The organism is Gibbsiella dentisursi, assembly GCF_039539505.1.
Lineage (GTDB): Bacteria > Pseudomonadota > Gammaproteobacteria > Enterobacterales > Enterobacteriaceae > Gibbsiella > Gibbsiella quercinecans.
This window is the reverse complement of the sequence record NZ_BAABDG010000002.1, coordinates 759913-774942: the sequence shown is the minus strand read 5'-3', so window position 1 is coordinate 774942 and position 15030 is coordinate 759913. Positions and strand designations below refer to the sequence as shown.

At 54.5% G+C, this 15030-nt stretch carries 13 protein-coding genes; 8 read left to right on the top strand and 5 right to left on the bottom strand.

Translation table 11 applies throughout. The annotated features are described in order from the left end of the window. Positions 1-63: 63 nt before the first annotated feature. Positions 64-1482, bottom strand: coding sequence for a PepSY-associated TM helix domain-containing protein (locus tag ABFX35_RS03975; protein ID WP_279024500.1), 1419 nt, complete (start codon positions 1480-1482; stop codon positions 64-66). An 86-nt stretch (positions 1483-1568) separates the two neighbouring features. Next, on the bottom strand, positions 1569-2036 hold the full coding sequence (locus tag ABFX35_RS03970) for a nuclear transport factor 2 family protein (RefSeq protein WP_121525658.1): 468 nt from the start codon (positions 2034-2036) through the stop codon (positions 1569-1571). A gap of 106 nt (positions 2037-2142) precedes the next feature. Here ABFX35_RS03970 and ABFX35_RS03965 point away from each other — a divergent pair, with 106 nt between their 5' ends. Then, complete coding sequence (locus tag ABFX35_RS03965; protein WP_346079315.1) at positions 2143-2721, top strand: TetR/AcrR family transcriptional regulator; 579 nt, start codon at positions 2143-2145, stop codon at positions 2719-2721. Between the two features lie 54 nt (positions 2722-2775). Here ABFX35_RS03965 and ABFX35_RS03960 read toward each other — a convergent pair whose 3' ends face one another. Further along, entirely contained in the window at positions 2776-3876 is a 1101-nt protein-coding gene (locus ABFX35_RS03960; protein WP_346079313.1) for a porin OmpC, read from the bottom strand. Between the two features lie 725 nt (positions 3877-4601). Here ABFX35_RS03960 and ABFX35_RS03955 point away from each other — a divergent pair. The 3 genes from ABFX35_RS03955 (at position 4602) to rcsB (ending at position 8507) form a co-directional block, all read left to right on the top strand. Next, complete coding sequence (locus tag ABFX35_RS03955) at positions 4602-4973, top strand: DUF4186 domain-containing protein (protein ID WP_346079311.1); 372 nt, start codon at positions 4602-4604, stop codon at positions 4971-4973. Between the two features lie 194 nt (positions 4974-5167). Beyond that, positions 5168-7864 carry a phosphotransferase RcsD gene (gene rcsD, locus ABFX35_RS03950; RefSeq protein ID WP_346079309.1) on the top strand — a complete coding sequence of 899 codons (2697 nt, stop codon included), beginning with the start codon at positions 5168-5170 and terminating at the stop codon, positions 7862-7864. Continuing rightward, positions 7857-8507: a response regulator transcription factor RcsB gene (rcsB, locus tag ABFX35_RS03945; RefSeq protein ID WP_121525653.1), complete on the top strand. Its 651-nt coding sequence runs from the start codon at positions 7857-7859 to the stop codon at positions 8505-8507. The genes rcsD and rcsB overlap by 8 nt, the downstream gene beginning before the upstream one ends. A 72-nt stretch (positions 8508-8579) precedes the next feature. On the opposite strand, the gene eco is transcribed toward rcsB, so the two are convergent. Continuing rightward, the gene (gene eco / locus ABFX35_RS03940; RefSeq protein WP_346079306.1) at positions 8580-9083 is read right to left on the bottom strand and encodes a serine protease inhibitor ecotin; all 504 of its coding nucleotides are present in this window, start codon (positions 9081-9083) and stop codon (positions 8580-8582) included. Positions 9084-9399: 316 nt separating this feature from the next. On the opposite strand from eco, the gene ybjG reads away from it, so the two are divergent. The 4 genes from ybjG (at position 9400) to ABFX35_RS03920 (ending at position 13453) form a co-directional block, all read left to right on the top strand. After that, the gene (gene ybjG, locus ABFX35_RS03935) at positions 9400-10005 is read left to right on the top strand and encodes an undecaprenyl-diphosphate phosphatase (protein WP_346079305.1); all 606 of its coding nucleotides are present in this window, start codon (positions 9400-9402) and stop codon (positions 10003-10005) included. Positions 10006-10168: 163 nt separating this feature from the next. After that, complete coding sequence (gene deoC / locus ABFX35_RS03930) at positions 10169-10849, top strand: deoxyribose-phosphate aldolase (RefSeq protein WP_346079303.1); 681 nt, start codon at positions 10169-10171, stop codon at positions 10847-10849. A 75-nt stretch (positions 10850-10924) separates the two neighbouring features. Then, the gene (gene deoR, locus ABFX35_RS03925) at positions 10925-11689 is read left to right on the top strand and encodes a DNA-binding transcriptional repressor DeoR (protein ID WP_346079301.1); all 765 of its coding nucleotides are present in this window, start codon (positions 10925-10927) and stop codon (positions 11687-11689) included. 465 nt (positions 11690-12154) lie between these two features. After that, positions 12155-13453, top strand: a complete 1299-nt coding sequence (locus tag ABFX35_RS03920) for an HAAAP family serine/threonine permease (protein WP_346079299.1) — start codon at positions 12155-12157, stop codon at positions 13451-13453. Between the two features lie 163 nt (positions 13454-13616). On the opposite strand, the gene ABFX35_RS03915 is transcribed toward ABFX35_RS03920, so the two are convergent. Further along, positions 13617-14822, bottom strand: coding sequence for a serine hydrolase (locus ABFX35_RS03915; RefSeq protein WP_346079297.1), 1206 nt, complete (start codon positions 14820-14822; stop codon positions 13617-13619). Between the last annotated feature and the right edge of the window lie 208 nt (positions 14823-15030).

Sequence of the window (15030 nt, the reverse complement as noted above, 5' to 3'; positions counted from 1 at the left end):
TCTAAGTCTAGAAGATGAAAGGCTTTTCCACAAATCAGGCTTTGCGAAAGCGTGCGTTTTCCGCTATTTGTTTTGCCCAGGTGAAAACGCACGCCGCCGCAGCCATTGCCAACGCAGCACATCACACAGCAGAAACGCCAACAGGCTGGCCCCCATCACCGGCAAACAGAGGCCAAATAATACCGCCAACGCCACGAGAACCAGCAGCAGCCCTTTCGGCGTTTGCCGCAACAACAGCAACGGCGAACCCAAGGGCTGCGCCTGCCGCCGCGTAGGCCTGCGGCGCCACCACATCACATACCCCATGACCACCATGGCCGCCAGGCCTGCGGCGAACACCACCAGCGCGAAGGTATTGGCCAGGCCGAACAACACCCCCATATGCAAATCGATCCCCCAGCGGGTGAGCTTGGCGGCCAGCGGATATTGCGCAAAACTGACGCGATCGGTGATGGCCAAAGTACGTGGATCGACGGCCACGGCATCCACCTGCACCGGCCAACGGTGGTCGATCTCGCTGACCGTCCACGCTAACCCGGCTTTCACCGGCTGTTTGATTTCAATTTTTCCGGCATCAATCCCTGCCCGGCGGGCGCTGAGCAAGATGCGATCGTAGAGCGCGGCATCCAAATCGCCCTCAACCGCGGCCATCGTCGGCATATCATGGCCGTGGTGCAGCGCATGTTCATCAGCCGGCGGCGCCGTTTGCTCTCCCAACGCGGTCGATAACGCAGGCGTCGCCCAACCGAACTGGTGGCGCCACGTCCCGATGTTGCCGCCGGCCCATTTCGACCAGGTTAACCCGGTGGCGGAAAAGAACAGCAGCCCAATCAGCAGCAAGCCCCCTGCCCGCGCATGCCACCGGCGCAGCCCCGTTTGCTTTCGCGTATGTTTTTTCCCGGCGCACCACTGCACCAACCCACCAAGCGCCAGCAACCATAACCAGGAAGCGGCAAGCTCGCTGTAAACACGCCCCGGTTCACCTAACTGTAGGCTGCGGTGCAGTCGGTCCAGCCAGGTGCGCAACGGCAGTATTCCGCTGGTGCCGTACGCCGCCAACTGCCCATGAGGCTGCGCAGTGATCGGATCAATAAACACCGCCAGGCGCTCAAACTCGCCTAACCCCGCCAAATGGAACAAAACGCGGGTGTTTTCACCGGCTGCCGGCGCCGGGCGCACCGCAGATAACACCGCGCCCGCCGGTGCCACCGCCTGGGCGGCCGCAATTTGCTGTGCCAACGGCAATTCTTCACCTTGGCTGTGGTGGTATAGCTGCGCGGCATAGATACGGGATTCAAGCTGCGGCGTCAGGGCGTAGAAAATCCCGCTGAGCGCGGCGATCAGCAAAAAAGGGCCGGCAAACAAGCCGATATAAAAATGAAGCCGCATCAATAGTGGAATAAACCCGCTCTGGCTTGCCCCCCGTGGTGCGGCATGAAATTGGGCGGCATCCGCCAACGCAGAACCCTGGCTTTCAGGCATGGTTACATCGTCCGTGTAAAAATAGGCGCCTGCGGAATTTATCCTATTCAGTTGGCATTAACAAATTAGCGCGCCACGGCAACGCGTTAGAAACCAAATTCGCCCAGTTCAGGAATATCCGCCGGGCGACGGCCTAATGGCCAATGGAATTTTCGCTCGTGTTCAGCAATCGGCAGATCGTTGATGCACGCATAGCGTTCGGCCATCAAGCCCTGGGGGTTGAACGCCCAGTTTTCATTGCCGAAACTGCGGAACCAGTTGCCGGAATCATCACGCCATTCATAGGCGAAACGCACGGCGATACGCGTATCGTCAAAGGCCCACAGGCTTTTGATTAGCCGGTAATCCTGCTCTTTCGCCCATTTTCGTTGCAGGAACGCCACCACTTCATCGCGGCCGTCAATAAATTCAGCGCGATTGCGCCAGCGGGTATCCACCGCATAGACCTGGGAAACCAAAATCGGATCGCGGCTGTTCCAGGCATCTTCCGCCATACGGACTTTAGCGATAGCCGATGCCAGGGTGAACGGCGGTATGGGGGGTTTAATCTTCATAGCAGCACCTTGTTTTCAGGTAGACAGAATTGTCTACCCATTTACGCTAGCGCAAGTAGACAGAGCTGTCTACAATAGGCTGATAGTCTTTTTGCCGGTAGCCACCATGACTCTGCCAACGGAAACATTACCTGCGCGCCAGCGCATTCTTTTGACCGCCCACGATCTTTTTTATCGTGAAGGCGTCCGTGCCACGGGTATTGACCGCATCATCAAACAATCCGGGGTAACCAAGGTCACCTTTTACCGCCACTTCCCCAGCAAAAATGCCTTGATTTTGGCCTTTCTCGACTACCGCCATGCGCAGTGGTTGGCCTGGTTCCAGCAGGCGCTGGCCAAGCAAGTGCAACTGCATGGCGATGTGTTTACGGCGCTGCCCGGCTGCCTGGCCGAGTGGTTCGGCGATCCGCACTTTCGCGGCTGCGCGTTTATCAACACGGCGGTGGAGCTGGCCGATTTGCTGCCGGAAAGCCTGGCGATAGCCCATGGCCACAAGGCGGACATGGCACAGGCACTGGCGTGCTACCTGCCGGCCAACGCGCACAGGCAGCCGCGGGCCGCCACGCTGGCAATGTTGATAGACGGTGCGATCGTTAAGGTGCAAATAGACCAGCAGGCCGAAGAGGCACTGCAAGCGTTAGGCGAGGCGGTGCGGGCACTGGCGTTAGCCTGGCATGAAGAATAGAAAAAAAAACGCGGCCCGAAGGCCGCGTTACATGATAAACGCTTACGTTGCTGCTTAGAACTGGTAAACCAGGCCAACGCCAACCACGTCGTCGGTATTGGTACCGGTCGCGCGGGTGAAGTCGTTTTCATCCAGCAGGTTGATTTTGTAATCAACGTAGGTGGACATGTTTTTGTTAAAGAAGTAGGTAGCGCCGACATCCACGTATTTCAGCAGATCCTGATCGCCCCAGCCGCGTTCGATGTCTTTACCTTTCGACTGCAGGTAAGCCACGGATGGGCGCAGACCGAAGTCGAACTGATACTGTGCGACAACTTCAAAGTTTTGCGCTTTGTTAGCAAAGCCGTACTGTGAGCTGCTGGCGGAACCGATACGGGTAGCGTTGTACGACTGGGTGTACATGGCTGCCAAATACACATTGTTAGCGTCGTATTTCAGACCGCCGCTGTAGGCTTCGGCCTTGTCACCCTGGCCCAGAAGCGCTGCGGAGTTTTGATCGTTGGTACGATCGGACGAGAAGTAGGCACCGGCGGCGCTAACACCCCAGCCCAGATCGTAAGACAGCGACATACCGTAGCCGTCGCCGTTCTGCGCCAGTACGCTGCGGCCATTGTTGGATTCGGTGGCGCTGCCGTTTTTGCCTTGATACTGAACGGCAAAGTTCAGGCCATCAACCAGACCGAAGAAATCGCTGTTACGATAGGTTACTACGCCATTAGCGCGCTGGAACAGGAAGTTGTCCGCGCCGTAGGTGTCGCCGCCGAACTCTGGCAGCACGTCGGTCCAGGAACCGACATCGTACAGGATACCGTAGTTACGGCCGTAATCCAGTGAGCCGTAGTCACCAAAACGCAGGCCGGCGAAGCCGACACGGGTGAAGGAGTTGTTTTCTGACTCGGTGTTATTCAGTTGAACCTGATATTCCCACTGGCCGTAACCCACCAGTTGGTCGGAGATCTGGGTTTCCCCCTTCAGGCCGAAACGCATGTAGGACTGATCGCCATCCAGTCCATTGTTATCCGAGAAATAGTGAAGCCCGTCGATTTTACCGTACAAATCCAGTTTATTACCGTCTTTGTTATAGATTTCCGCCGCACCTGCGGTGCCTGCGACCAGCAGTGCGGGTACTATCAGAGAGAGAACTCGGAGTTTCATCTTTATTATCCTCATTTATTACGTCGAGCTAGGGCCACTGCTCTTCTGAGCATATTAGCGCGACAGTGCATTACCATTCTGGCAATAGGTGGATATTAATCCATAAAGAAATTGATACCAAGCATCAAATAGTGTTTCATCACCTACTAAATTCGTTTAAAAATGTAAAAACACGCGAACTATCACAAAAGATTACAGTCATCATAAATAGGGCACGGAAACACAAAAAATAAATTAAACAAACAAAATCAACAATCTATAAACTTCAAACAAAAACTTTTCATAACTATACAAAAACGATAAAAATAAGCACGTAGTGATAAAAAAACTGACGAAAATCGGATCTATACTCAACCTGCTATCATCATTATTTTCATTATTACCTTCATTATCTTATTCAGTACATTAACCGGCCAATGGCCGGTTTTTTTATTCCCTCATCACACACTGAGCGCCATAACCCCAGGCCGCACTTATTGCTAAAAAATAATAACATGCAGACATTATCCCACGAATAAACTGGCGCACAATATGTTAAAAAAACACCAGCACGGATAATCAAACAATTCATAAAAAATAAAAATAACAACCCACTACGTATATATGCCAACGTCATTCACGCTGCAGGATAAAGGTATTGAACCGCGTATGTGCCGGCTCTGTTTGGGTTATGGCCCGATGATCTGTTATCCTGTTGTGGTTATTCACCCGGCCAGAAACCCGCAATGAAACTCGATTCCGAAGCACTTTGGCGGCGGCTGCAAAGTTCGCCGTTCCGCGCCAAATTCCGCCTAAACACAAAAGACCAACACTATTTTGCCGCTAAGGGCATGCCGATAATCCTCAGCCATGCGCGCGATTTTATCGATCGGCGCCTGGCAGCGGCATACCCTAAAAACGACGGTAAACAAACGCCAATGCGCGGCCACCCGGTATTTGTGGCGCAGCATGCCACCGCCACCTGTTGCCGCGGTTGCCTGGCAAAGTGGCATGGGATCGCACAGGGAAAAGCGCTGAATGAGGCGCAGAAAGATTACATTGTTCAGGTCATCGCGCTATGGCTGGCTCGCCGTGCCGCAGGCGGCGGCAGCGAGTAGAGCGAATCCTTTCGACCCGGATCGCGGTTTGTGATAAAAACAGGCTTCATTTTTAGCAAACTGCCGCTGCTGATGCCACGATTGAACCCTGCCCGATACCACGCGCAGCATCAGACGTGCATTGCCTACAAAGCGAAGGCAGGCCAACGCGCCGCTATCACCGGCATTGCCAACACAGGAACGCACCGTCAACCATGCAAAACAAACAACTGACGATCAGCTCAACCAATCTGACCCGCTGCTTCCTGCTGTTTATCGTACTCCTGCTGGTTTCACTTGGGCTGTACGGCTACAACTACACCAATTCCTGGCTGGCGGAAAAAAAGTACGCTTTGAATGCCATCAGCAACAGCCTGCAGCAACGCATTGACTATTACCGCTATGTGACCTACCAAGTCTACGATCGCTTTGGCAGCACCTCTTTACTGACGGCCACCCCAGATCTACAGGAAACCCGTCTGCGCCCGGACGTGTATTACGTCGAAAAACCGTACAAGAAAACCGACGCCGTGATTTTTGGCACTCATGACAGCAATACGCTGGCCATGATTGCCGGAGTTTCGGACTATCTGGACATGCTCTGGGGGGCGGAAAAAGAGCAGTACACCCTGTACTACCTCAATGGCCTGGATAACAGCCTGAGCATGGTGACCACCCAACCGGTGAAGGAGCTGATTTCCCGCTATAAAGAGAACTACCTGGCGAATTCGGCCGAAGACCGCCGGGCGGAAATGCTGCAGCAGGCCAATATGCTCGACGAACGCGAAAGCTTCTCTGAGCTGCGCAAGCAACGGGCCCCCAACGCTTATTCGTTCTCTATCCATACCACGTTCAACCAACCGGGGCATTTGGCGACCGTCATCGCCTTTGAACTTCCGGTCAACGACATTATTCCCGCCAACCTGGCGCGCGCCAACTTTGCGCTGCTAGCGAATAATGTCGATCCAGAAAGCACGGCCGGGCAGAACGCGGTTGCCGGCAGCACCACCCTGACCGGCAGTTGGCTGGAATTCCATATTCCGTTGGCCAACGCGCCGCTGAAGCTGGTCTACCATGTGTCCAGCATCAGCCTGGCGTTCGATCTGCTGCACAATAATATTTGGCTGCTCGCCATCCACCTGCTGTTGCTGCTGCTTTCGCTGCTTGGCATCTACTTTATTCGCCGCCAATATATCCACCCCAGCGAAAGCATGGCCGCAGAGCTGGAAACCGAACGTGCGCTGTGTAAGGAGATTGTCGCCAATTTGCCTTCCGGCCTGTTGGTATACAATTTCGCCAGCAATACTGTCATCGCCAGCAACCAAACGGCGGAGCACCTGTTGCCCCATCTCAGCCTGCAAAAAATCGCGCATATTGCCGAGCAGCACCATGGGGTGATCCAGGCAACGGTCAACAATGAAGTGTATGAAATCCGCCTGTTCCGCAGCCAGCTGTCGCCGGACATTTACCTGTTCCTGCTTAACGATCAGGATAAGGAAGCCATCGTCAATAAGCGGTTGCAGCAGGCGCGGCGCGAATACGATAAAAACGTGCAGGCACGCAAGCTGATGCTGCACAACCTGGGCATTGAGCTGAACCAACCGGTGCGACAGATCTACGATCTGGCCGGCCAGTTGCACAACCAGCCGGATCCGCAGCAGCAACAGGCGCTGCTGGGCCAACTGTCTACCGCCTCCAGCGCGGTGCTGGCGTTGATCGACAACATCACCTTGCTCACGCGCCTTGAAACACAAGATTGGCAACCTTCGCGGCAATCCTTCACTCCCGTTCAGTTGATCGACGATCTGTTGCTGGAAGCTTTGCCGATGATCAATCAAAAAGGGCTGGCGCTGTTCAACCATTGCCAGTTGGCCGCCGATCAAAACTATGTCGGCGATGTGAATGCGCTGCGCAAAATCCTCTCCATGCTGCTGCACTACGCCATTATCACCACCGCCTGCGGCAAAATCTCTGTAGTGGCGGAAAGCGATCCGGCAAGCCCGGATCGGTTGATATTCCACGTTAATGATACCGGCGCAGGCCTTTCCAGCGATGAACTCAGCAATCTGGACTACCCGTTCACCAGCCAGGCGCTGGCCGATCGTTTCAACCAGGGTTCCGGCCTGACGTTCTTCCTGTGTAACCAGCTGTGCAAAAAGCTCAACGGCCAACTGGATATCCACAGCAAACCGGACATCGGCACCCGCTATATCATCCACGTGACGATGGAAGCCGAGCAGAAGGAAGAAGAAGAGCCGGAAAAACTGTTGGACGGCGTCAAGGCGTTATTGGATATCACCTCTGAAGAAGTGCGCAGTATCGTTACCCACCTGCTGCACACCTACGGCGCGGACTGCCTGATTGCCGAAGAACATGCGGCCAACCACGATTACGACATTCTGCTGACCGACAACCCGCAGCGGGCAGATGACTATACCCTGCTGCTGGCCAGCGACGAACCCGGCTGGCAGCAGTTGGAAAAACGTTATATTCGGGTGAATTACAACCTGAGCAGCGCCATGCTTGATGCCATTCTGGTGCTGATGGAACAGCAAATGGCCGCTCTGGAGCAGGAGGACGATCTGCTGTCGTTAACGGCAGAAAATCTGCAACACTATGAAAAACAATTGAAATCAAGTGATTACTATGGCTTGTTTATTGATACAGTACCCGACGATGTCAAAAAACTGTATACTGAGGCGGGCAGTAGTGATTTCGAGGCTCTGTCACAGACCGCACACCGCCTGAAAGGTGTATTTGCTATGTTAAATCTGCTTCCGGGCAAGCAACTGTGTGAATCGTTGGAACAGCACATCGCAGATGGTGATGCGCTTCAGATAGAGAACAACATCAGTCAGATTGATTTTTTCGTCAGTAGACTGCTGCAGCAAGGTAGCCAACCACATGAATAACCTGAACGTAATTATTGCTGATGATCACCCTATCGTGCTTTTTGGCATCAGGAAGTCACTTGAACAAATTGAATGGGTGAATGTCGTTGGGGAGTTCGAAGACTCAACGGCGCTGATCAACAGTCTGTCCAAACTCAACGCCGACGTATTGATCACCGATCTCTCAATGCCGGGTGACAAGTACGGCGACGGCATCACGCTGATCAAATACATCAAGCGCCACTATCCGCAGTTGTCGATCATTGTTCTTACCATGAACAATAATCCGGCGATCCTAAGCGCCGTCTTGGATCTGGATATTGAAGGCATCGTGCTGAAGCAAGGCGCCCCGACCGATCTGCCCAAGGCGCTCGCCGCCTTGCAGAAAGGCAAAAAGTTCACCCCGGAAAGCGTTTCCAAGCTGTTGGAGAAAATCAGCGCCAGCGGCTATGGCGACAAACGCCTGTCACCGAAAGAAAGCGAAGTGTTGCGCCTGTTTGCCGAAGGCTTCCTGGTAACGGAAATCGCCAAGAAACTCAACCGCAGCATCAAAACCATCAGCAGCCAGAAGAAATCGGCGATGATGAAGCTGGGCGTCGACAACGACATCGCTCTGCTCAACTACCTTTCCTCCGTCAGCATGACGCCGGTGGACAAAGACTAAACAAAATGGCCAGTCAACGCCGGCTGGCCGTTTTTTGTGGCAACGCCCCACCGGGTTCCCCCCTTAAAGAGCTTATTGACGCACCGCGTTTACCACCGCGTCGTTGGCTTGCCACAGGCGGTATTTCACGTCCACATCTTGCGGCACGTAAACCACGATCGGCAGGCGGCTGTTGTAGCGTTGCATCGCGGCTTCACCCAGGTTTGCGGCGACAAACTGTGTGTGTTTGCTGCTATCCGGGCAGGCCATTCGAGTGGATGCCGGCGGCGAGAGTTTTTCCAGCACCAGATAATCGTAGCCCCATCCTTCCAGCGTTTTGCGCTCAAGATTGCCCCCCATGAAATGGCGGTTGCAATCCACGTGCAACGTTTTACCGATCAGCAATTCCACTTTCATGTTCTCTTCGTGCTCCAGCGGCGGCAAGAAGATCACCTGGCGGCTCATGCCCTGTTCCGCCGGCGGATAGGGTGCAACACTTTCTAGTGACGGTTGGCCTGCGCCAGCCGTTGTGGCCGCATTCGCCCCTGTACAAGCAGCCATCAGCAGGCCGGTGAGAACCAGAGAAATCGTTTTCATCCACTATGTCCTTATAATCTTGATAAATGGCAACATTCAGCTAAAACGTTACGCCCACTGCACAGCCTACCACAAGCCAAATTAAATAAACCCTCAACAGCCCCCCAGATTAAGCGCCCTTCCCTTTACTCGCCAGCACCTTCCTTTTATGGTTAACCGCATTTTTGGCTTACTTGTCAGCGGGTTGCTACTTTCAGGGCCATGCTGTTCGCGGGCAACGCCTCCCGCCGCCAACGGCAACTGCGGGGATGAACTAACCAACTGGCTGTTTATTGGTGGGCAAGCGGCAGGCAATGCCCACTGTGAGGGAATTATCATGGAACAACTGAATCACGTGCTTTTCATCGCGATCGATGCCACCCCGGCATCCCCCAAATGGCTGATTGAATTCGCCCTGTTCCTGGCCCGCGATATGATTGCCATCGTACCGCTGCTGATCGTTGGGCTTTGGCTATGGGGCCCGAAGGATCGCTTGGTATCACAGCGTGAAGTGGTCAGCAAAACCACCATCGCCCTGCTGTTTGCCATGGCCACCGCCACGGCGATCGGCATGCTCTTGCCTTATGAAAGGCCGTTTGTCCCCGGTTTTGGCTATACCTTCCTCACACATGCGCCGGATAGTTCATTTCCCAGCAACCACGGCACGGCCATCTTCACCTTTGCGCTGGCCTTCCTGTGTTGGCATCGGGTGTGGTCCGGCATTCTGCTGATGGCGATCGGCGTGGGCATCGCCTGGGCGCGGGTGTACCTTGGCGTGCACTGGCCGCTGGACATGGTGGGCGCGTTCTTGCTGGGCATCGTCGGCTGCCTGTTCGCCCAGTTGGTCTGGAACCTGTACGGCGATGCCATCGCCAGCACGCTGGGCCGCCTGTATCACGCCCTGTTCGCCTTGCCGATTCGCAAAGGCTGGGTGAGAGAATAACGCGCAAACGGTTAATCTGTTACTAAATCAACACGCATGTTAGTTAAATCACAATTTAAGCGTTAAAAGCTGGGTTTCTCAGTCTTATACGCGGGTGATGTACTCTTTTCTCACGAAAATGTTATGATACTAACATCACCATTTTACCGTATCAGGGATCACAATGACGACCGAACACATTGATTATGCGCGCTATATCGATCACACCTTGCTCGCCATGGACGCCACGGAAACGCAGATCGCCAGGCTGTGTGAAGAGGCCCAACAGCACCATTTTTATGCAGTCTGCGTGAATTCGGGCTATGTCCCGCTGGCGGCGCAATTGCTGCAGGAAAGCGATGTGAAAATCTGTTCGGTTATTGGCTTCCCGCTGGGTGCCGGCCTGACCATTGCCAAAGCGTTTGAGGCCAAAGCCGCTATTGCCGCCGGCGCGCAAGAGATCGATATGGTCATCAACGTTGGCTGGCTGAAAAGCGGCCTGCTGGACGCGGTGAAGGCAGACATCGCGGCGGTACGCGACGTTTGTGACGCAATCCCACTGAAGGTGATCCTGGAAACCTGCCTGCTCAGCGATGAACAAATCGTTCAACTGTGCGAAATCTGCCGTGCGCTCGACGTCGCCTTTGTGAAAACCTCCACCGGCTTCAGCACCGGCGGCGCCCGGGCCGAACATGTTGCCCTGATGCGCGCCACCGTCGGCGAGCAAATAGGCGTGAAAGCCTCTGGCGCCGTGCGCGATCGCGCGACTGCCGAAAAAATGATCCAGGCCGGCGCCACCCGCATCGGCACCAGCTCCGGCGTAGCCATTGTCGCCAGTGAAAAAGCCGCCGACGGCAGCTACTAACGCGACGGCGGCCCTCTGCCAGCGGGCGCCGCAATCGCCCCGCTTGCACAGGCATTTTTTGAGTAGCAGAAACCGATGGAAACCCGGCGCGCAGAACGTATCAAGCAGCTAAGCCTGGCCCTGAAAAACACGGACAAGCTCCATGTGAAACAGGCCGCCGCCCTCTTGGGCGTTTCGGAAATGACGGTGCGCCGCGATCTTAGCGACGGTCATGCCACCGTTACGCTGCTGGGCGGGTATGTGGTGGCCGATTTACGCCACGGCGCCGCCACGCGCTATTCGCTCACCGATCAGCAAACCCAACGGCTGCCGGAAAAACGCCGCATCGGTGCGCTGGCCGCTGCCCTGATTAACAGTAACGATACGGTTTTTTTCGACTGCGGCACCACCACGCCAGCCATCATTGATGCGATTGATGACAGTCTGCCTTTTACCGCCATCTGCCATGCGCTAAACACCGTCCTGGCACTGCAGAGCAAGCCCAACTGCCGCGTGATCCTGTGCGGCGGTAGTTTTAATCCCGCCAATGCCATCTTTAGCAGTCTTGGCCAGCATAGTGAGCTGGATCATATCTGCCTGACGCTCGCTTTCATTTCCGCCGCCGGCCTAAGCCTGCAACATGGCGCCACCTGTTTTAACTTCGACGAATTGGCTATGAAGCACCGCGCCATACGCATGGCGCGGCAGAAGATCCTGGTGGCCGATCACAGCAAATTCGGCGTAGAAAAGGCCGCCGTCATCGCCCCGTTGCTCCAGTTTGAGCAGGTGATTACCGATCGCCCGCCGAACGCTGAATTTAGCGATTTCTTCACCGCACACGGCATAGCGCTACATTGCTAAGGCCATGCCGTTGTTCCCCGCGCGATAGCAAAAGCCCCCTGCCACACGTTGCATTTACACGCCATATTTCATAAAAATGTGATATCAATCACCAAAAGAGCTTAATCCGGGTTTTTAGCTAGATCTGCACGAGCAGTTAAAATATATTTCCACCCAGAAATGAAAGGGTAGTTTTTTGTGTGGTTAATTATCCACCATACAGGATGAAAAACAGGCATCATACTTCCGCCCCCGCAAGATAAAACATCCATTACCTGCGCCGATTGACGCACAAAAAATCGACAAAACAATAAAAACATGCACAAATAACGCATAATAGAGCAAGATCACGGTTGTTTATGCCAAAACCCGCTATCTTGCTGCCATCAAAATCGGCAGCGTTAACCCGGCGGCGGTGGCGCCTACGTTTTCGATTTTATGTTTCGCTTTGAACGTTAAATAAACGTGTTCACTTCGGAGATATCTATGGACACCATACAGACTGGCACGATTGCCTCTACAGCCGTGGAATCCAGCAGTACCTGGCGCAAAACAGATACCATGTGGATGTTAGGCCTGTACGGCACCGCGATCGGCGCCGGCGTGCTGTTTCTCCCGATCAATGCCGGAATTGGCGGCCTAATCCCATTGGTGATTATGGCGATTATTGCTTTCCCAATGACCTTTTTCGCCCACCGCGGGCTGTGCCGCTTTGTGCTGTCGGGTAAGAACCCCGGTGAAGACATCACCGAAGTGGTGGAAGAGCACTTTGGCATCAGCGCCGGTAAGCTGATTACCCTGCTCTACTTCTTTGCGATCTACCCCATTCTGCTGGTTTACAGCGTTGCCATTACCAACACCGTCGACAGTTTTATGACCCACCAATTGGGCATGACGGCACCGCCGCGCGCCATCCTGTCGCTGATCCTGATCACCGGCCTGATGACCATCGTGCGCTTTGGCGAACAGGCGATTGTGAAAACCATGAGCATCCTGGTGTTCCCGTTTGTTGGCGTACTGATGCTGCTGGCGCTGTATCTGATTCCCAACTGGAGCAGCGCTATTTTTACCGATGCCATGCTGCCCGCCAGCGGCAACGCGATGGGCCACGGCCTGTTGATGACCCTGTGGCTGGCGATCCCGGTGATGGTGTTTTCCTTCAACCATTCACCGATCATTTCCGCTTTTGCCGTGGCAAAACGTAACGAATACGGCCCGGCGGCAGAAAAAAAATGCACGCGGATTCTGGCTTATGCACACATCATGATGGTGCTGACCGTCATGTTCTTCGTTTTCAGTTGTGTACTGAGCTTGTCGCCGGCGGAGCTGGCCGAAGCCAAAGCGCAAAACATTTCCATTCTGTCTTACCTCGCCAATCACTTTCACAACCCGATGATTGAATACATCGCGCCGGTTATTGCCTTTGTGGCGATTACTAAATCCTTCCTGGGCCACTATCTGGGCGCGCGCGAAGGTTTTAACGGCATGATTGCCAAATCGATGAAAAGCCGCGGCAAGACCATCAGCACGCATCGGCTCAACCGCATTACTGCGGTGTTTATGCTGGTGACCACCTGGGCTGTCGCCACGTTGAACCCCAGCATTCTGGGCATGATTGAGACGTTGGGCGGCCCGATCATCGCCATGCTGCTGTTCCTGATGCCGATGTACGCGATCCGTAAAGTGCCGGCCATGCGTAAATACAGCGGGCATATCAGTAACGCTTTTGTGGTCGCCATCGGCTTGATTGCTATGTCGGCCATTCTGTATAGCCTGTTTAGCTAGTCAATTATCGGGGATCGGCGGGTTTTCCCTCACCCCAGCCCTCTCCCAACGGGAGAGGGAGACCCCCGAGTCTTGCTGTAACATTAGCGCTCCTTTCCCCAAACCCGGCACGAACCGTCCCCTCTCCCTCTGGGAGAGGGTTAGGGTGAGGGAGAAGGGTTAATCAGCCAAAGATACTGCTAAACCACTGGGTCACCGTCATCATGATGCGGTCCCAAATCCGGCTAAAGAAGTTGCCTTCTTTCACTTCCTGCATCACCACCAGCGGCCGTTGCTCAATCGTTTTGCCGTCCAGTTGAAAATCTATCGTGCCGACCACCTGGTTCTTCGCCAGGGGCGCTTCAAGCGTTGGCTGGGTCAACTTGTAGCTGGCCTTCAGATTTTTCATCTGCCCTTTCGGGATAGTGATCGCCGCATCTTTCGCCACACCCAACGGCGCTTCGCTCGTCTCGCCGAACCACACCCGCTGGGTCACAAAAGGTTTGTCGGCCTTGATCGGCGTGACCGTTTCATAAAAACGGAAGCCCCAGGTCAGCAGCTTTTCGCTTTCGCTAAAACGCACGCGATCGCTCGGCGCACCCAACACCACGGAAATTAAACGCATGGGGCCATCGGTGGCGGAAGCTACCAGGTTATGCCCAGCGCCGCTGGTATAGCCGGTTTTGATACCGTCTACATTCAGGTTGGAGCTCCACAGCAGGCGGTTGCGGTTTACCTGGCGAATCTTGTTAAAGGTAAACTCTTTTTCTTTATGCAGCGCATATTCTTCCGGCACATCGCGGATCAACGCCTGGCTTAGCAGCGCCATATCGCGCGCCGTGCTGTATTGCCCTTCCGCGTCCAACCCGTGCACCGTCAGAAAATGCGTATTCTGCAGCCCCAGGCTGTTGGCATAGTTGTTCATCAGGCCAACAAAAGCGTCCTGGCTGCCGGCCACATAATCGGCCAGCGCGATGCTGGCGTCGTTGCCGGACTGTATCACCACCCCTTTGTTCAATTCAGACACCGGCACCTGATCGCCCGGCTTGATAAACATCAAAGAGGAACCGCGCAGCACCGGGTTGCCGGTTGCCCAGGCGTCTTTGCCCACGGTAACGATATCGGTCGGCTTAATCTTGCCGGCCTTAACCGCCTGGCCAATGACATAGCTTGACATGATTTTGGTCAGGCTGGCGGGATCCAGGCGGGAATCAGGGTTGCCTTCGGCCAGAATCGTGCCGCTGTTATAATCCATCAACACAAAGGCTTTTGCGTCAATCTGCGGCGCGGCCGGCGGCTCTGCAGCCTGCACGGCGGGTACGGCCAATAAAAGAACGCCGACGCCAAACGTCAGCCGTTTTAATGAGTGGGGAAAGTGTCTTTTCATCATGCGTCGCCAGAGTATCCATTCAACCTATTGAAGTAGCGTTAACTTTCAAACATGTTTACGTTTTCAGCCAACCAGCGAAAGCAGCCCGGTGCGCCTGCATGTGCCGCAGACTCCCTGCGGCCGCACTCAAAGAAAGGAGCGCACCCGAAACGCCTTTTAGTGAGTTTATTAGATTCATCTTATTTTTGCAGGGTTTAGCTTCAATTTT